Source organism: Streptomyces sp. NPDC033270, assembly GCF_055576575.1.
In genome coordinates this window covers 41,109-59,133 of sequence record NZ_JBVIRA010000021.1, presented here as the reverse complement: position 1 = coordinate 59,133, position 18,025 = coordinate 41,109, and the positions used below count along the sequence as shown (strand labels likewise).

The window sequence follows — 18,025 nt, the reverse complement described above, 5'->3', positions numbered from 1 at the left end:
GTCACGACGTCATACGCCCAGCACCTGGCGCACCAGGCCGCCGACCGCCGCCCGGGTCCGTCCGCCCGCGAACCCCCGCTCCCGCAAGGAGTGTTGAAGGTCGGCGTCGAGTGGCGCCAGCAGCAGATGAGCGGCGCAGTCCGCATCCAGCTCGGGCCGGGCCTCGGTCAGCAGGATCGACAGATGGTGCTGCCAGAAGCGGTACGAGCCGACCCGGTAGCGGGCGCCCGGAGCCGCGGTCTCGGAGAGCCGGACGAGTTCGAGATTCACTTCCAGCAGGTCGAGGTAGGCGTCGAAGAAAGCCGTGATGCGGGTGGCGGGCGCGGCGCCCGGGCCGAGCGGGGGCGGGCCGAAGAGGATGCGCTCCTGGAGGTCCCGGTCCTCGTCGTCCAGCAGGGCGGCGGCCAGCCCGGCCTTGCTGCCGAATCTGCGGAAGAGCGTGCCCTTGCCGACCTGGGCCCGCGCCGCGATGGCGTCCAGAGAGACCCCGTCCACCCCGCGCTCGGCAAAGAGTTGGGCGGCGGCGGTGAGGATGCGATTGCGGTTGCGGGCGGCGTCCGCGCGTTCCTGAGGCGGACGGGCGGACAAATCGGCCAGTTCGCCGGTCGACCGTTTGTGCACGTGGGACCTCCGTTCGCCACGGTCACCGGCGGAAAGCGCCGGTCGCGCGTAAAGGATGCGGAAAGTCTACCCACTCCCCCACGGCCGGAAATCGATTGTCGTTCGGTGTCCGGTATGACTAGAGTCGCCAATCGGACTGCAGTCCGTTTACGGGGGGAAATCGTGACTGGATTGACCGACCGCGCCCGCATCGCGCATCCGGCGGCCCTATGCCGCTTCAGTCTGTTGCCCGGGCCCTTTCACGGTCGAAGCGTCGGCTGACGACGTACGCCGGCAGATCCGGGCCCGCACCACGCCATGCCACCAGCCGGCGCACGCCGGCCGACGGCGCGGGCCACACCGATGAACCTCCCACGTCCGACGGGGCGCTGACGTACCTGCATGCGCCGCGCCGCCGCGCCCAAGAGCACCGTGTGTGACTGGAGGAAGCATGAACCCGCACGGCACCATGCGCACCACCACCGAACCGCAGCAGGAACTGCTCGACCTGACGCAACACGAGATCCAGGCGCTGCGCGCCAAGTTCAACCTCGGCGACGCCCATACCCACCAGCGGCAGTCCGCGAGCCAGCACCGGATCGTCGGCCGGCTGCCCGAGCTGTGGTACGAGGCCGAGGAGGGCCTGCAGGCCACCTTCGAGCAGAGGTTCACCGAGGCGTTCTTCCGGTTGCACCGGCAACCCACCGCCCTGGCCAAGAACAAGACCCTGCTCTCCTACGCCGCGTCGATCTCGACCATGGTCGTGGGGATGTACCTCAAGCGGCGGCGGATGGCCGTCACGCTCGTCGAGCCCTGCTTCGACAACCTCTACGACGTCCTCGCCAACATGGACGTACCGCTCTACCCCCTCGACGAGGCCGCGCTGCACGACCCGGACCGGATCTACTCCGAGCTCAAGCGCCGGGTCCGAACCGACGCGCTCTTCCTCGTCGACCCCAACAACCCGACCGGCTTCAGCCTGCTCCAGCACGGCCGCAAGGGCTTCGAGGAGGTCGTCCGCTTCTGCAAGGACCACCACAAGCTGCTGGTCATCGACTTCTGCTTCGCGTCCTTCACCCTCTTCGACGCCGAGCTGGCGCGGTTCGACATCTACGAGCTGCTGGAGTCCTCCGGGGTGTCGTACCTGGCCATCGAGGACACCGGAAAGACCTGGCCCGTCCAGGACGCCAAGGCCGCGATGGTCACGGCCAGCGACGACATCCGCGAGGACATCTACAACCTCCACACCAGCGTCCTGCTCAACGTCTCGCCGTTCGTACTGAACATGCTCACCCAGTACATCGAGGACTCCGCCGCCGACCAGCTCGCCTCGGTCCGCGAGGTGCTCACCGCCAACCGCGACGCGGTGCGCAAGGCGCTGGACGGCTCGATCCTCGAATACCAGGAACCGGTCGCCAAGGTCAGCGTCGCCTGGGCCCGGATCGACCACCCGGAGCTGACCGCCACCGAACTGCAGCGGCTACTGAGCGCCGAGCAGGTGTACGTCCTGCCGGGCCGGTACTTCTTCTGGAGCCAGCCGGGCAAGGGCGAGTCCCATGTGCGCCTGGCGCTGGCCCGGGAGCCCGAACTGTTCGCCGACGCCATGGTGCGGATGCGTGAGGTGCTCGACCGCTATGGCCGCTGACGCCACGTCGGACACCTACGCCGACGCCGCGCTGTTCCTCGGGATGAACAGCGCCGACGACCGGCTCCGGCGCGCCTGCAAGGCGTTCTTCACCGCCCGGCTGAACGGCCGGGTGGTGATGAGCCAGGAACAGGTCGGCCGCTGCGACGACGTCATCTGGCGGTTCGACCGCGAACTCCAGGACGCCTACTACCCGTTCATGGACAACCTGCACACCGTCATGGACATCGCCCGCCCGCCGTACGACGAGGCCGATGTACGCCGCGGACTCGACGGGGAGCCGCCCAGCACGCTGCCCGTGCACGAGCGGCTACTGCTGGGCATGGTCCTCAACCGGCACGGACGGCTGCACTCGGCCAGCGCCCGGCTGCTGGACCACGGCGCCCGCGGCGGGCTGCCCGTCGAGGCCCCGGCCTCGGTCACCGGCCCCGAGCCGTCCTTCCCCGAGCCGCTGGAGAAGCTGTACCAGCAGTCCCTGGCCCTGCGCATACCGGTGGAAAGCCCGTGACGACCATACGGAAGCCCGTATCGAAGGGGGCGAACGCGGCGTGTTCCCAGGAGTGACCGTCGCGCTGGTGACGCCGCTCACGGCCGCCGGAGAGGTATCCGAGCCCGCCGTCGCGCGCCTGGTCGCCTCGGTACGCCCGCATGTCAGCGCCCTGCTGCCGACCCTCAGCACCGGCGAGGGCGGCAGTTTGACGGCCCATCAGTGGGAGGCGATGGTGTCCGCCACCCTCCGGCACGCCGACGGGCTGCCGGTGGTGGCGGGCGTCCTGCGGCCCACCACGGCCGAGGTCGCCGCCCGCGCGCGGACCGCCGAGCAGTTGGGCGCCCGCGCCGTGGCGGTGACCACCCCGTACGGGCCCGGGGTCACCCAGGAGGAGATGTACCGGCACTACGAGCAACTGACACGGGCGACCCGGCTGCCCCTGGTCGTCTACCACGAGTCCGCGGTCTCCGGAAATGCCCTCGAACTCGGCACCCTGCTGAGGATCTGCGCGCTGCCCGCCGTGGCCGGCGTCAAGGACTCGGCGGGCAACGGCCGGTTCACCCGGCAGCTGGTCGCCGCCCGTCCCGGCGTGCCCGTCCTCCAGGGCCTGGAACATCTGCTGCTGGAGTCCGGGCCCGTCGACGGGTACGTCCTGGCACTGGCCAATGCCGAACCCGCCCTGTGTGCGGCCCTGTTCGACGATCCGACGGCGGACCGGGCCGCCGAACTCACCGCGGCCTGCGCGCGGTTCGGCCTTGAGCGCGACGACTGGTACCGCGCGCTCAAGACCGAGCTGTGCCGGCGCGGCGTACTGGAGACCGACCGTACGGCCGATGCCGACCCGGCCGTCGATACCGGAGAGATCCCGTCATGAGCATCACGACACCGACACGGACACCGACCCCGCAGAAGACAGGCAGCCCACACCGACGCCTGTTCGTCCTCAACCGCTCGCGCGTCACCTCCGAGGTCCTCGCGGAGATCGAGGCGCTGGAGGAGGGCTGGATCGTGCCACGGATCGCCGAGCTCACCGCCCGCTCGGAGCCGCTCGCCTCCCGCGCCCAGTGGATCGCGCACCTGGACGCCCTGCTCGCCGAGGAGCGCGCCGGCAGCCCGGCCGGAAAGTACCTCGCCGAAGAGGCCACTCGGGAGGAATTCGCCTCTGTGGTAAGGGAGTTCGCCCTCGACGGTCTGACCGAGGCGCAGAACTTCTTCCCCGCGGTACCCCGCCTCCCCATCAGGGCGCAGATGGCCGTGATGCGGGTGCTCATCGACGAGTTCGGCTGCGGCAACCTCCAGCAGGCGCACTCGCAGCTCTACCGCAACCTCCTCGCCGAGCTGGGCCTCCCGCAGGAGATGGAGCCCTTCCTCGACACCACCGGCGACGAGACCTTCCAGTTCCTCAACGTCTTCTACTGGCTCACCCAACGCGCCCCGGACGTCGAGTACTTCCTCGGCGGACTGGCCTACCTGGAAGCCAGCATCCCCGACGCCTTCCAGGTCCAGGCCCGCGCCTGCGCCCGTCTCGGCATCGTCAACGGCGTGTACTACACCGAGCACCTGCACATCGACACCTTCCACATGAAGGAGATGCAGCAGGCCATCAAGGAGTACGAAGCCGTGCACGGCCTCGACCCCACCAAGGTGTGGATCGGCGCCCAGCTGCTCTCCGGCCTGATCGGGGACGCCTTCGACGCCGCCGTACAGCGGGCGAGGGAGGCGGTATGACGGACGCGGTCCTCGAAGAGCTGCCGGGCGACCGGGTCCGCGTACGGGTCGCCGGGCGGGAGTTCGTCATCGACGGGTCCTGCCCGCACCGCAAGGGCCGGCTCGTCCACGGCTTTGTCAACCCGCGCACGCTGCGGATCACCTGCCCGCTGCACCGCACCGGCTTCGACCTGGCCACCGGCTGCCCGGTGGCCGGGCCCGCCACCGATGCGCTCACCGTCCACCGGGCCGGTGTCCTCGGGCAGGACTACCAGCCCGAGCAGATCTGGCTCCCGGCGTCCGAGCAACTGCTGGAGTGGGACGACGGATTCCACGACCTGATGCTGGGCGACGACGTACGGATGGCGGCGTTCCGGGCCGCTGTCTTCGAGGCCGTACACCCCGGGGACACGGTCCTCGACCTCGGCACCGGCACCGGCATCCTGGCCCGCTGGGCCCTGGAGGCCGGCGCCGCCCGGGTCTACGGCATCGACCTCAACGAGAAGATCCTCGACACGGCCGCGGACCGGCTCACCGCCGCCGGATTCGGCGACCGCTTCCGCCCCCTCGCCGGGCTCTCCTTCGGGCTGGAGCTGCCCGAGCGGGTGGACCTGGTCATCTCCGAGATCATGGGCAACCTCGCCGACAACGAGAACTTCGCCGCGATCCTCGCCGATGCCCGGCGCCGCTTCCTCAAGCCCGGCGGCACCATGCTGCCGCGCCGGGTGGAGAGCTACCTCGTCCCGGTGGCCGCCGAGCGGGCCCATGCCCAGGTGGCCAGAGGGGTGCCCGAGGACGCGGGAAGCGCCGCCGACTTCGCCGCGCTGTTGCGCCGACGCGGGGCCCGGAGCCCGTTCGACCTCTACTACGACGCGGTCCTCCCGGTGGGCGCCTACCTCGCGGCGCCCCGGCTGGCCAGGGCGTACGACCTCCTGGGCGACGGGGCGGCGGACACCGACTACCGGCTGCCGCTGGTCTACACCGTCCGCCGGGACGGCCTGTTCACCGGATTCAAGGGCTACTTCGTGGCGACCCTGTCGGACTCCGTCGCCCTGGACATCTCCGGTGACGACACCGGCGGCGCGGACCGGGCCCGTACGACCTCCGACAGCTGGAAGCACTGCTATCTGCCGGTCGCCGACGCGGTACCCGTACGGCGCGGCGACCGGATCGCGCTGACCTTCAGCCGGGACGCCGGAGCGGACGACTCCTTCGGGCAGCGCTACCGCTGGGAGGGGCGGGTGCTCTCCGGCGACACCACCCTCGCCCGCTTCTCGCACAGCACCCGCCCGCACGGCACACCGTCGACGGGAGAACGCCGACAACCCTGAGCACAACGGGACACAAGCACGATCAGTAAACGGGGGAGCACACCATGAGCACCGCATTCACACCAGGCGAGCGGACCCGCGACGGCCGTCCCATCAGGACGTACGACGTGGTCGCGCTCCAAGTTCCGATCGCCTACAACGAGTACGGCGATCACGACCGCGACGGCGCGCTGTACACGCTGGCCCGCGACGCCCACGAGCTGCGTGAGGTGGCGGCCACCTGGCCCGAGCCCTTCCCCAGCTACCTGGAGGAGCCCGAGCTGGTACCGCGCCCGCATCCGCTCGCCCGGCCGCTGGTACTGCGCGTACGCAAGGGCGAGCGGCTGCGGGTACGGCTGAGCAACGAGCTGTCCCGCCCGGCCGGGATCACCATGCAGGGCGTGCGCTACGACGCCCGCACCATGGACGGGGCGGCGATCGGCGCCAACCCCGACAGCAGGGTGCCGCCGGGCGAGGCACGGGTCTACGAGTGGGTGTGCGAGCACGAAGGCGTCTTCCACTTCGGCGACATGTCCGACGCCCGGGGTGAGGGGACCCAGAGCCACGGGATGGTCGGCGCGCTGGTCGTCGAGGCCCCGGGAGCCACCTGGACCGACCCGGAGTCCGGCAGCCCGCTGGCGACCGGGCTCTACGCGGATGTGCACCTGCCCGGGCGGAGCTTCCGCGAGTTCGTGGTCTTCATGATGGAGTACCCGAGCAATGCCAACCCCGCCACCCCGCCGCCCATGTCGGGGCACGGGCACGGCGGCGGGCACGACGGGGGACACGACGGCGGGCACGATCACGGTGGCATGGGCGATACGGCCGCCCCGGCGTCCGACCTGACGCGAACGCTGCGCATCCCCCGTGCCGACCAGCTCGCCAAGCCCGGGAAGCCCGCGCCGGCCGAGCAGTCCGAGGAGTCCGACAGCCTGGCCGACCTCACCCCGCCCAACGTCGCGATGCTCCCGGTCAACCTCCGCATCGAGCCGATGGAATGGCGGATGTACCGCTACCAGAAGATGGTCAAGGACGGGGTGCTCGACGCGGAGCGCGATGCCACCTACGGCGAGGAGATGCACCACAGCTCCTGGATGTTCGGCGACCCCTCCACCCCGGTCCTCCGGGGCTACGCGGGCGACCCCGCCGTCATCCGGCTCGTCCACGGCGGCATGCGCGACACCCATGTCTTCCACACCCACCTCCACCAGTGGCGGCGCGACCCCGACGACGAGCACTCCCCGATCGTGGACTCGGTCAGCATCAGCCCGCAGGAGGGCATGACCCTGGAGCTGATCGGCGGCCTGGGCTCCACCCAGCACGCGGCCGGCGACTCCCTGTGGCACTGCCATATGTACGTGCACTTCCACATGGGCATGTGGGGCATGTTCCGGATCTTCGACACCCTCCAGAACGGCACCGGACGCTACCCGGACGGCAGCCGGATCCAGCCACTGGTCCCGCTGCCGCACCGCGACGCCCCGCCGCTGCCCACCACCGGACGCCCCGGCTTCCCCGGCTTCCTCGCCCAGTCGGCGACCTACCCGCAGAAGAACCCCCGGCCGCCGCGGACGCCGCTGCAGCCACCGGGCATGGGGCGCGAGCCCACCGCGCTGGAGGCGCTGGCGTACTGCGTGAACCCGCAGCCCGGCGAGGCGTTCACCAAGATCGGGCCGCCGGACGCACCGGTGCGCCGCTACCACCTCGTGGTCACCAACGGCGTGCTCGTCTACCACGGCGACCCGACGAAGCCGCACGCCGAGACCTGGCACGACCACAACGGCATTTTCTACGTCCTCGCCGAGGAGGTGGAGGAGGCCGGCGGGCTCGACGCCTTCAAGAGCCAACTCGCCAAGGGAGAAAGGAGGTTGGAGCCGCTGGTGATCCGCGCAAACAAGGGCGAGATCCTGGAGATGACCCTCACCAACGCCCTGCCGCCCGGCCCGCAGAAGGCGTCCGTCTTCGACCCGCCGCTGCCGTTCCAGCCCGAGGTCGGTCTCCACACCCACCTGGTGAAGTACGACCCGCTGGTCTCCGACGGCTCCGCCATCGGCTGGAACTACCTCTCCGCGACGACCACCACCGACCAGGGCCGGGAGGCGTACGGACAGTACAACTCGTGGACCTACCGCTGGTACCTCGACGAGGAGTTCGGCACGGTCTTCTTCCACGACCACCTGCTCGCCAACTACCGCCAGCGGCACGGACTGTTCGGCGCGCTGATGGCCGAGCCGGAGGGTGCCACGTGGGTCTCCCCCACCGACCACTCCACCGAACTGCGCCGCGGCAGCCAGGCCGTCATCCAGCTGCCCAACGGCCACGCGTACCGCGAAATGGTCCTGGCCCTCGGCGACTTCGTCCCCCTGGAACGGCACACCGGACAGCCGCACGGCGAACCCGTCAACCCGCCGCCGTTCCCCGGCGCCCCCGACGACCAGGGCGGCATGGGCGTCAACTACCGCTGCGAACCGCTCGGAAGCCGGCAGGGCGACCCGGCCCACTGGTTCTCCAGCGGCGTCCACGGCGACCCCGGCACCCCGCTGCTGCGCGCCTACCCCGGCGAAGACCTGCGCCTGCACGTCCTGCAGGGCTCGCACGACCTCCAGCACAGCTTCACCCTCAGCGGCGCCCGCTGGCGCGAATGGCCCCGCCGCCCCGACACCGCCTGGCGCAACCAGCAGACCCTCGGCATCTCCCAAGTGGCCCAGCTCGCCCTGGCCCCCACCCTGGGCGCCGGCGACCACCTGTGGTCCTTCACCTCCGGCAGCGAGCTGTGGCTCGGCTGCTGGGGCCTGCTGCGGATGCACGGGCGCAGGCAGCGGGACCTGCCGGCGCTCCCCGGCGCGCAGACCCCACCCGCCCCGCCCGGACCCGGCCCCACCCGCCGCTACACGGTCCGCGCCCGCTCCCGCACCCTGGACTACAACGACCGGCGCACCGACCCGTACGGCCTGGTCTACGCGGTCGACGGCGAGGACGGCGAAGGGCCCCTGGTCCTGCGCGCCCGGGCCGGCGAATGGATCGAGGTCACCCTGATCAACGAGCTCGGCGGGCCGCCCCCGGCCAGCCCGTTCGACCCCAGGCTGATGGGCGACGAGGACCCCGGCACCCGCACCGTCTCCGGCCGGGTCTCCCTGCACCCCACCCTCCTCTCGTACGACGTACGCACCGACGACGGTGCCCACGTCGGCCACAACGAGGACAGCACGGTCAAACCCGGCGGCTCCCGCACCTACCACTGGTACGCCGACGAGCCGGGCGTCGTCCTGCTGCGCTCGCACGCCGACGTGGTCTCCCATATGCGCCGCGGCCTGGTCGGCGCACTGGTCGTCGAGGAGCCGGATGCCACCCCGTACGACCCGGCCACCGGCCACGAACGCTGGACCGGGGAGCAGGCCGTGGTCCGTCGCCCCGACGCCGAATCGGTGCGCGAGCTGGTCCTGATCACCCAGGACGGCCTGCGGCTCTACCACGGCGGCGATCTCACCCAGCCGGTGACCGACCTCTTCTCCGACAGCCCCGACGACTCCGGCCAGAAGGCGTACAACTACCGCACCGCCGCCCTGCACCCCCTGGCTCCGGACCTGGCCGACCCCGAGCCACCGACCCCGCTGCTGCACTGCCGCCCCGGCGACCAGGTGGCCATCCATCTCGCCATCGGCGCCGCGCGGATGCGCAACCAATGCTTCACCGTGCACGGCCAGGTCTGGGACGCTTCCGAGACCGGCCGCGGCGCCTTCGTCTCCACGATCGGCGCCCTGGCTTCCGCCAGCACCCGCACCGTCCGTTTCCGTGCCAACCATCCCGGCGACTACGCCTACCGCACCGGCAACCTGCACTGGGGGGTCAGCGAGGGATGGTGGGGCCTGATCCGAGTACAGGAGAAGCCGTGACCCAAAAGGAAGCAGTCGACGCCACACCCGGTGCCAAGGACCCCCGGCTCCCGGCCACCCCGGACACCGTCGCCGTCTTCACCGACCTGAACTGCTCCTTCGCCCACGTCGCCGTGCACCGCCTGCACGAGACCCGCAAACGGCTGGGCCTGGAAGGGCAGCTGTGGTTCGACTTCCGCGCCTTCCCGCTGGAGCTGTTCAACCGCGAGGTCAACGCCCGGCCCGGCGTCGACTCCGAGATCTCGGTGCTCGGCGCCGTCGAACCCGAAGCGGGCTGGCGGCTCTGGCAGGGCCCGGACTGGACCTACCCCGTCACCACCCTCCCGGCCCTCGAAGCCGTCCACGCGGCCAAGGCACAGGGCTGGCACGCCAGCGAACAGCTCGACCGGGCGCTGCGCCGGGCCTTCTGGGCGCAGGGGCGCTGTATCTCGCTCCGGCACGTCATCCTCGAAGTCGCGGGGCAGACCGGTGTGGTGGACGTGACGGCGCTGGCCGACGCGCTCGATACCGGGTCGGCCCGCGCGGCCGTGATGGACCAGTACCGCGCGGCGTGCGACGGACGGGTCAACTGCAGCCCGCACGTCTTCCTTCACGACGGGACCAACAGCGCCAACCCCGGTGTCCAGGCCCACTGGGTCAACGGTGACTTCGGCGTCGGCTCGCCGGTCATCGACAAGGACCGCGGACCGGAGGTCTGCGAAGAACTCCTCATCCATGCCGCAGGACTGAGGTGAGAAGGCGTTCTCCGAGGCGGGTCGACCATGTGCTGCCGCAGTGGCCGACCCGCCGGCTCGCCGGGCCGGGTGGCTCAAGGTGTCGTCAGCGTGCGGGGCGGCAGCGGCGTACGTAGTAGGCGTAGGTCAGTGCCAGCACCAGCGGGCCCCACAACATGCCCGGGGCGATGCAGACCTTCGCCAGTATTTCCCACCGGATGTTGGAGAACCCAAGTCCCTCGAAGCCGGGGACGTGGAGCCAGTGCAGCAGCGTGGGCGCCCAGAAGGCTGTCGCGCCCAGGCCGCCGAGCGCGGCGGGGACGATGGCCGCGAAGGGCGGAATGCGCCTTCCCCCGACAACCGGCAGCCAACGGGGCGCCACCTCGCCCCAGCCTCGCACCAGGCCGAAGCAGAGCAGCGCCAATGCCCCTGCAAAGACGTCACACGGCGTCCGAGATCGTTCGCCGTCATGCCCGCCAGTCTTCGCGATCTCCGGTGAATGATCGTCGGCCCACGGCAGGGCTTCCCCTCCCCCGCAGGGGGGAACGCACGTCAGCCGGCGGAATGACTCCCAGAGACGTGATGACGCGGCGTTCTACGCTGACCGCCGCAGAGATCACCGACCGACTGACCACGGCCACCCCGGCATCAGAGGACGAGGCGCGGGCGAACGTTGTCTGACGCGGCATCGCCGTGTCCCGATGGAGTTGGCTCGTGACGGGCGCTCGAAAGCGGATGGACAGCCCGTACCCGGGGTGCAAATATATGCCTCATGCCGCATGATCATGCATTGACTCAAGATTCTTCCCCCATGGCGTGGCCGGCAGGATTCCGCGCGTACACAGGGCACGGCGGACTGCGCGAGCACGGCGACGACGTCTCCATCGTCGCGTCGGACCGGCCGGCCATCAGCGCCGCGATGTTCACCCAGAGCCTCTTCGCAGGTCCGGCCGTAGTCCTCAGCCGTGCGCACGCCGCGGCACAGAACCTGCGTGCCGTGACGACACTTGCGCAGAACGCGAATGTCGCCACCGGGCGCCAGGGCGCAGCGAACGCCGCCGAGGTCGTCCGCCGAGTCGCCGGGATTCTGGGCATCCCGGAGGACGAGGTACTCATCGGCTCCACGGGCGTCATCGGACGCCCGCTGCCGATGGGCACCCTCCGTACGCACTTCGACGAGGCTGCCGAGCGCGGCCTCGCGGCGTTCACGGCCGGCCCCCTGGATGTGGCCCGCGCGATGATGACCACCGACACCCGCCCGAAGACCGCCATACGGACCGTCGGGCAGGCCCGCATCGTGGGCATCGCCAAAGGTGTTGGCATGCTGGAGCCCAATATGGCCACGATGCTGGCCTATGTGTTCACCGACGCGGATGTCTCCCCGGCCGATCTCGACAGCGCGTTGCGCACAGCGGTGGATCGCACGTTCAACTGCCTGAGTGTCGACACCGACACCTCCACCTCCGACACGGTGGCGGTGATCGCCAACGGGGCGGCAGGCCCCGTCGATGCGGCGGAGTTTGCCGATGCCCTCGCCGACCTGTGCCTGGATCTCACCCAGCAGATGGCCGGTGACGGCGAAGGTGCCACCAAGCTCTTGCGCGTCACGGTCGCCCGGGCCGGCGACTACGGACAGGCCAAACGCATCGCCAAGAGCGTGGTGAACTCTCCTCTGGTCAAGACCGCCGTCCACGGCGCCGACCCCAACTGGGGTCGAGTACTGATGGCCATCGGCAAGAACACCGACGACACCGACATCACGCCGAGCAACGTCACCGTGAGATTCGGCGGCATCGAGGTGTACCCCGAAGAGCCCAAGGCCGACACCCTCGACACACTCGTCGACCTCATGCGCCGGGACGAGGTCGACATCGTCATCGCACTCGGCCTCGGGCGGGCCGAAGCCACGGTCTACGGCTGCGACCTGTCCGCCGACTACATCCGCGTCAACGCGGACTACACGACATGACCGGGCTCGACGGTGGCAACGGATCTCACCCCGTTCTGGTGATTCCCCAGTGGCAAGGGTCGGCTGCCCGCGATCCGCAACGGCTGGCTGAGGGGGCGCACCGGCTGAGCGCGCTGCTTCCCGCAATGCGACGCACGGTCGTCGACGTCGACCCCCGACCCGGACGGGACCTGGAGGGCGTACGCCACCTCGATGTGCTGACCCGCTCGTGGGAAGCGACCAGGGCCGCACTGGGCCGGATCGGCGATGAGCCACTGCTTGCCGTGGGCGGGGACTGCGGCATCGAGCTCGCGCCTGTCGCCCGCGCCGTGGCTCGCCATGGCGACGGCCTGGCAGTCGTCTGGATCGATGCCCACGCGGACCTCAACACCCCCGAGACATCTCCCTGCGGGGGCTTTCACGGAATGGTGCTGCGCACCCTGCTCGGCCAGGGGCCGTCACCACTGTCCCCCGGGCCGACGGAGCGCCTTTCCCCCCGGCAGATCGTGCTCGCGGGCGCGCGTGCCCTCGATCCCGCCGAGCGGGACTTCATCGAGTCCGAGGGCATCCGAGCCCTGTCCGTTCAGGCTCTTCAGGCACCGGACCAATTGGTTTCCGCGGTGGCAGGGACAGGGGCCACGCACATCTACCTGCACCTGGACCTGGACGTGCTGGACCCCGAGCACTTCACCAGCCTGTCCTGCCCCGAGCCAGGTGGCCTGCACCCCGACCAGCTGCGCGCCGCCCTGTGCGCGCTGACCCAGCGCTTCAACGTCGCCGGCATGGGGATCACCGAGCATGCCCCCGCCGCCGACTCGGCCAGCAGTGACCACGTCCTCCAAGGGATCCTCAACGACATGGCTTTCTTCAGGGATGGCCCGTAAGACATGGCTTTCCTACAGGGATGGCCCGTGCCGGCCGGTCACCACCAGGTTGCCGTCCGAGGTGCGCCGCACGAGGTCGCCGGTGCGGAAGTAGCCGCCGGTGGTGAAGGAGCGTGCGTTGTCGTCGGGCGCCCGGTAGAAGCCTCGCGGGGTGTACGGACCTCGGGCGAGGAGTTCGCCGGGCTCCTCGTCGGGCACGTCCTTGCCGTCGACGTCGACGATGCGGATCTCGTCGTCGGGCGAGAGCGGGCGGCCCTGCGTGGTGAGCACGGTCTCGTCCGGATCGTCGGGCCGGGTGAGCGTGAGCAGCCCCTCGGCCATGCCGAAGACCTGTTGCAGACGACAGCCCCACTCGGGGCCTATCCGTTCGGCGATCGCCCGGTGCAAGGGCGCGCCACCGATCTGCACGAGGTGCAGACTGCTCACATCCGCCTGGACCGTGGGAAGTACGTCGAGCCAGCGCTGGGCGGCGGCGGGCTCCAGCGAGGTGATGGTGACCCGCTCTCGTCCGATGGCTGGAAGGCATTCGGCGGGTTCCGGGGTCGCGGCCAGGACGACGGTGCCGCCGACGGAGAGCGTGCCGACGATGCCGGGGCAGCCGAAGGCGAAGTTGGACTCGGCGGGCAGCGCGGCGAGATATACGTCGTTCTCGGTGAGCGACACCAGCTCGGCGGCGGCCCGGGCCTGGTAGGCGTAGTCGTTGTGGGTACGAGGAATGAGCCTGGGCGCCGCGGTGGTACCGCCGGAGAGCAGGAAGAACGCCACCTGGCCGGCGCTCTGTTCAAGCGCCGGCCCGGGCGGAGCGTCGGTGGAGCCCAGCGGATAGTACTGGCAGCCTGCCGGGTCGGTCGTCATGCCGCCGTACTGGGACGAGGCACCTGGCGCCTCATAGGTGAACACCCGCCGCAGGAAGGGCCATCGGGCCGCGATGTCCGCGGCCATCGCCGTGTGGTCGAAGCCCTCGTACGTCGAGGGACCGACGTATCCGACCGCTTCGGTGACCCGCACGAGGTGGGAGACCTCGGACGCGCGGTACGACATCGGGCAGAGCACGGGGACCGTGCCCGCGCGCATCAGTGCGAACGCGGTGATGACGAACTCGGGAACGTTCGGCAGCTGGACGACGACCCGTTGCCCGGACCGGAGGCCGCGCAGCCGGAACCCGGCGGCCATGCGGTCCACGCGCCGGTTCAGGTTCGCGTACGTGATGCGGGTGCCGCCGTGCACGAGCGCTGTCCGCGGTCCGTACTGCAGGGCCCAGCCGCGCAGCAGGTTGTCCAGCGTGTTGCCACGCCAGTGCCCGGCCGTCCAGTAGCGGTCGACGAACTCCTCGGGCCAGGGCGTGCAGCCGTCGAGCATGGATGTCATGAACGTCCTTCTGTACCAGTTTCCGACCCGGAGGCCGTGCGGGTCGTGTTACGTGGTGACGGGGGGCGGGGCGGCAGTGATCTTGACGATCCAAACCGTCAACACCCCTGTACACAAGGCGCTTTCCCCACCATGGATGTTGAACTCCATCGGCGGAATGTCCAATCAGCGCTGCTGACCAGGGAAAAGATCGGCCCGGCGCGCCCTCGCGGGCGGCCGGGCCGATGGGTCCGCCGCCGCCTTCCCCGGGCCGCGGCGGTGGATATCGGAGGGTTGATCGGAGGGTTAGGAGTCCAGCCAGGTGATCCCGTGGCCGCCGTCGTTGGCGATGGTCTGGGTCATGGCGTTGCCGTCCTTGGGGTAGTTCCCATGCTTGGTGAAGTAGCCGAGGACGGAATCGACGGATGTCGCGTCGCACACCCCGTCGCCGCGGATGCAGAAGCGTTCGACCGGAACGCCCGGGAACTCCTCAGGCCCGGCGCCGGGGGAGGTGAATCCGAGCGCGCTCCAGCCCTTCGGCACGCGGGCCGCGATGCCGGTGCCGGGCTGCATCGGGTCGGCGTAGAGCATGCCGTTGACCTGCGAACGCGGGATGGCGGTCGCATTGTTGGCGATCTTCTGGAGCACCACGTCCGCGACCTGTGCGCCTTGGGAGTAGCCGACGATCGTCAGGCGTGCGCTCGGGTCGCGGCGGTGCGTCTCCTCGGCTGCCTCCAGCAGATTCCTGTACCCCTCGTTCACGCTGGCGTCGTAGCTCGGTGCGCTCGGGTCCGGTTGGAACGTCTTGCTGCCCACCCACGGTCCGGCGCTCGCCGGGTAGCAGACCGGAACGACCTCGTCGCCCTCGTCCAGGTGCTGGTTCGCGAATCCGTAGGTCGTGGTGCATCCGGGCGCGTCCGCCGCGGCGCCCGTGCCACCCACCTCGAGGTAGTAGTGGTGGACGTCGTCGGCCTGCGCGACGGTGGGTGCCACGACTGCGGTGCCGGCCACCATTGCCCCCGTCATGGCGGCGGTCCCCACCACCCGTGTCAGCCTGCTCATCTTCGCCATTTCCCGGCAATCCCCCTGGATGGAGATGTGACTGCTTCGAACGGCGTTGACGCTAACCACAGCCGTTGAAATCGCGCTGAAACGGCGATGACTGCGCCGGCGGGGGGCCGACCGAGGGCCGGACGCTCAGTCGTACGCCTTCAGGCACAGCAGCGTCGCGCCGTCGTCCACCTTCGTGGACCAGTACGTGTTGGGGTCGTACTGCCCGTGGCGGCAGACCTCGGTGCCGGTCCCCGCCGTCGCCCGGTAGACGTCCGTGACGACGAGGATCTCGTTGTACGCGGCGGGAACCCTGCGGTCCGTGCAGTTCGGGGACGACAGCATCGCGATGCTGCCGACGTAGTTGCCGTCGTGCTTGGCGAGCAGACAGTCGCCCTGGCGGTACTGGCCGGTGAGGCAGAGCGCCGTCCGCTCACCGCTGCTGGTGGAGTAGTACGACCAGGTCGCCTTGCCCACCCCGGACGCGCAGTTGTCGGCGGTGCCGGTGACTTTCACGCGCGTCCCGTAGCCGCAGGACGTCGTGTTCGGTTCCTTCTCACTCCAGTCGTACCTGCTGAGGCCGCCGTACCCGGTGTCGACGACGTCCAGACAGTCCCCGGCCGAGACGGCCTTGAAGGCGTCTTCGGTGGGGTCGGGCTCGGGGGAGCTGGTCTCGGGCTCGGGTTCGGGTTCGGTCGCGGTGTCATCGGAGCCGCCGCTGGAGGAGCCGGAGGAACTGGAGGAGGTGCCGGAACTGGAGGAGGTGTCGGTGTTGCGGTCACCGAGTGGGTCGCTGCCACCGAGGCCGCTGGTGCTGCCGCCGCTGCTGGACAGGGTGAACCGCGGGGTGGGGCTGCTTGTCGGGGTGTCGTCGCTCTTCTTGTCCCAGGGGTGCCAGATCAGGACCCCGATGACGAGGACGACCAGGAGCAGGCCGCCGCCCCAGCCTTCCGAGGAACTCGGTGTCGTGGTGGGTTTCTTGGTCGCTCCGGACTTCGGCGGGGTCGTGGGTTTCGGTCTCGTGCCGGTGCTCTTGTTCTTGGTGGAGGTTTCGGTCTTCTCGCGCGCTATGCGCTCGCGTTCCTTGCGCTGCCTCTCCTTACGCTCGCGTTCCTTCTGCTCCCTTTCCCTCTGCTCGCGTGCCTTCCGTTCCCTTTCCCTCTGCGCGCGTGCCTTCTGTTCCTCTTCCTTCTGCTCCTTGTTCTTCCTCTCTTGTTCCTTGCGCTCCCGCTCGCTGCGTTCTGCCGCTACCTTCCGCGCTTGCTCCCTGCGCCTCCGCTCCTCCTCTTCCCGGCGCGCCAGCTCCCGCGCCTCCGCCTCCGCCTGCTCCTCGGCCTGCGCCCGCACCAAGGCGTCCCGCTGCTTGCGCAGCGCCTCCAGTTGCTCGCGCATCTCGCTGATCGCCTCGTCCGAACCCTCCGGGACGCCGTCGGGCTTCAGCTCCGTCGGCGCTTCGGACGCCGCGAAGTCCACGGTCCCGTCGCGCAGTTGGCGCCCCTGCTCGGCGTACTCCTCGATCAGCGCGGTCCACGCCGCCGGCAGCCACCGCTCGGCGCCCCCGTCCGCCGCCACCCGGTCGAGGTCGGCGAGGAGGTCCCGCAACACGTCGGACGGCGCGGGACGCCTCCCGGGGTCGACCTCCAGCAGCGGCAGGATCAGCGGTTCCAGTTCCGGCGGCAGCCCGCTCGTGTCGAGCTCGCCGCGCTGGACGAGGGCGAGGACCCCGATGGAGCGGTCGGTCTGCTCGTACGGCGGGCGGCCGACCGCGAGGAAGAAGAGCGTGGCACCCAGGGAGTACATGTCGGACGCGGCGGTGGACCTCTTGCCGCACGCCTGCTCCGGCGACGTGAACGCGAAGGTGCCGATGGTCGTCGTCGAGCTGGTGTGGTCGTGGGCGTGCGAGATGCCGAAGTCGATCAGGCGGGGGCCGTCATGGGGCAGCAGGATGTTCAGCGGTTTGACGTCCCGGTGGACGACCCCCAGGCCGTGCAGCTCGACCAGCGCCCGGGCGGCCCCGGCCGCGACCCTGCGCACCGCGTCGACGGGCAACGTCCCGGCACTGACGACGAGTTCGGCCAGGTTGGGAGCCGGTATGAACTCGATGGCGAGCCATGGGCGCTCCGCCTTCGCGTTGGCGTCGAGGACCGTGGCGGTGTACGCACTGTCGACCCGCCCCGCCAGCTCCACCTCGCGGGCGAACCGCGCCCGGTCCGGCCTGCTCACGATCCCCTCGGCGAGGAGCGTCTTGACCGCGACGAGCCCGTGGTCCACCACCGTTCCGGTGGGCCCGGCCGCGCTGGCGGGTGTGCCCGGCGCCTCCTGACGGGCGAGGTAGATGCGGCCCATGCCGCCCGTGGCGATCCTCCGCAGCAGCCGGTAGGGGCCGAGCCGCCGCGGGTCGTTGGATTCGAGTGAGTAGAGCTTCATTCCGGCCATGC

At 70.3% G+C, this 18,025-nt stretch carries 14 protein-coding genes; 9 read left to right on the top strand and 5 right to left on the bottom strand.

Annotated features, from left to right (window positions below):
• Positions 1-9: 9 nt before the first annotated feature.
• Positions 10-621 carry a TetR/AcrR family transcriptional regulator gene (locus tag ACZ5XZ_RS26480; protein WP_468982255.1) on the bottom strand — a complete coding sequence of 204 codons (612 nt, stop codon included), beginning with the start codon at positions 619-621 and terminating at the stop codon, positions 10-12.
• A gap of 430 nt (positions 622-1,051) precedes the next feature.
• On the opposite strand from ACZ5XZ_RS26480, the gene ACZ5XZ_RS26475 reads away from it, so the two are divergent.
• The 7 genes from ACZ5XZ_RS26475 to ACZ5XZ_RS26445 are packed head-to-tail and all read left to right on the top strand — an operon-like array spanning position 1,052 to position 10,379.
• Positions 1,052-2,245 (top strand): pyridoxal phosphate-dependent aminotransferase, encoded by a 1,194-nt coding sequence (locus ACZ5XZ_RS26475; RefSeq protein ID WP_468982253.1) that lies wholly within the window; start codon positions 1,052-1,054, stop codon positions 2,243-2,245.
• The gene (locus ACZ5XZ_RS26470; protein WP_468982250.1) at positions 2,235-2,753 is read left to right on the top strand and encodes a DUF6190 family protein; all 519 of its coding nucleotides are present in this window, start codon (positions 2,235-2,237) and stop codon (positions 2,751-2,753) included. The genes ACZ5XZ_RS26475 and ACZ5XZ_RS26470 overlap by 11 nt, the downstream gene beginning before the upstream one ends.
• A 40-nt stretch (positions 2,754-2,793) precedes the next feature.
• The gene (locus ACZ5XZ_RS26465; protein WP_468982249.1) at positions 2,794-3,609 is read left to right on the top strand and encodes a dihydrodipicolinate synthase family protein; all 816 of its coding nucleotides are present in this window, start codon (positions 2,794-2,796) and stop codon (positions 3,607-3,609) included.
• Positions 3,606-4,463 (top strand): iron-containing redox enzyme family protein, encoded by an 858-nt coding sequence (locus tag ACZ5XZ_RS26460; protein WP_468982247.1) that lies wholly within the window; start codon positions 3,606-3,608, stop codon positions 4,461-4,463. Before ACZ5XZ_RS26465 ends, ACZ5XZ_RS26460 begins: the two co-directional genes overlap by 4 nt.
• Entirely contained in the window at positions 4,460-5,773 is a 1,314-nt protein-coding gene (locus ACZ5XZ_RS26455) for a methyltransferase domain-containing protein (protein WP_468982244.1), read from the top strand. Before ACZ5XZ_RS26460 ends, ACZ5XZ_RS26455 begins: the two co-directional genes overlap by 4 nt.
• A gap of 44 nt (positions 5,774-5,817) precedes the next feature.
• Entirely contained in the window at positions 5,818-9,645 is a 3,828-nt protein-coding gene (locus ACZ5XZ_RS26450) for a multicopper oxidase domain-containing protein (RefSeq protein ID WP_468982242.1), read from the top strand.
• Entirely contained in the window at positions 9,642-10,379 is a 738-nt protein-coding gene (locus tag ACZ5XZ_RS26445; protein ID WP_468982240.1) for a DsbA family oxidoreductase, read from the top strand. Before ACZ5XZ_RS26450 ends, ACZ5XZ_RS26445 begins: the two co-directional genes overlap by 4 nt.
• A gap of 85 nt (positions 10,380-10,464) precedes the next feature.
• Here ACZ5XZ_RS26445 and ACZ5XZ_RS26440 read toward each other — a convergent pair whose 3' ends face one another.
• Positions 10,465-10,782, bottom strand: coding sequence for a hypothetical protein (locus ACZ5XZ_RS26440; protein ID WP_468982237.1), 318 nt, complete (start codon positions 10,780-10,782; stop codon positions 10,465-10,467).
• Between the two features lie 387 nt (positions 10,783-11,169).
• Here ACZ5XZ_RS26440 and argJ point away from each other — a divergent pair, with 387 nt between their 5' ends.
• A complete protein-coding gene (gene argJ, locus ACZ5XZ_RS26435) occupies positions 11,170-12,327 on the top strand; it encodes a bifunctional glutamate N-acetyltransferase/amino-acid acetyltransferase ArgJ (RefSeq protein WP_468982235.1) in 1,158 nt (385 codons plus the stop codon).
• Positions 12,324-13,190, top strand: a complete 867-nt coding sequence (locus tag ACZ5XZ_RS26430) for an arginase family protein (protein WP_468982232.1) — start codon at positions 12,324-12,326, stop codon at positions 13,188-13,190. Before argJ ends, ACZ5XZ_RS26430 begins: the two co-directional genes overlap by 4 nt.
• A 12-nt stretch (positions 13,191-13,202) precedes the next feature.
• On the opposite strand, the gene ACZ5XZ_RS26425 is transcribed toward ACZ5XZ_RS26430, so the two are convergent.
• The 3 genes from ACZ5XZ_RS26425 to ACZ5XZ_RS26415 all read right to left on the bottom strand — a co-directional run bounded on the left by ACZ5XZ_RS26425 (position 13,203) and on the right by ACZ5XZ_RS26415 (position 18,023).
• A complete protein-coding gene (locus ACZ5XZ_RS26425; RefSeq protein WP_468982230.1) occupies positions 13,203-14,558 on the bottom strand; it encodes a (2,3-dihydroxybenzoyl)adenylate synthase in 1,356 nt (451 codons plus the stop codon).
• Between the two features lie 285 nt (positions 14,559-14,843).
• Positions 14,844-15,599 (bottom strand): PE-PPE domain-containing protein, encoded by a 756-nt coding sequence (locus ACZ5XZ_RS26420; protein ID WP_468982228.1) that lies wholly within the window; start codon positions 15,597-15,599, stop codon positions 14,844-14,846.
• A gap of 135 nt (positions 15,600-15,734) precedes the next feature.
• Positions 15,735-18,023, bottom strand: coding sequence for a serine/threonine-protein kinase (locus ACZ5XZ_RS26415; RefSeq protein WP_468982226.1), 2,289 nt, complete (start codon positions 18,021-18,023; stop codon positions 15,735-15,737).
• Positions 18,024-18,025: the final 2 nt, after the last annotated feature.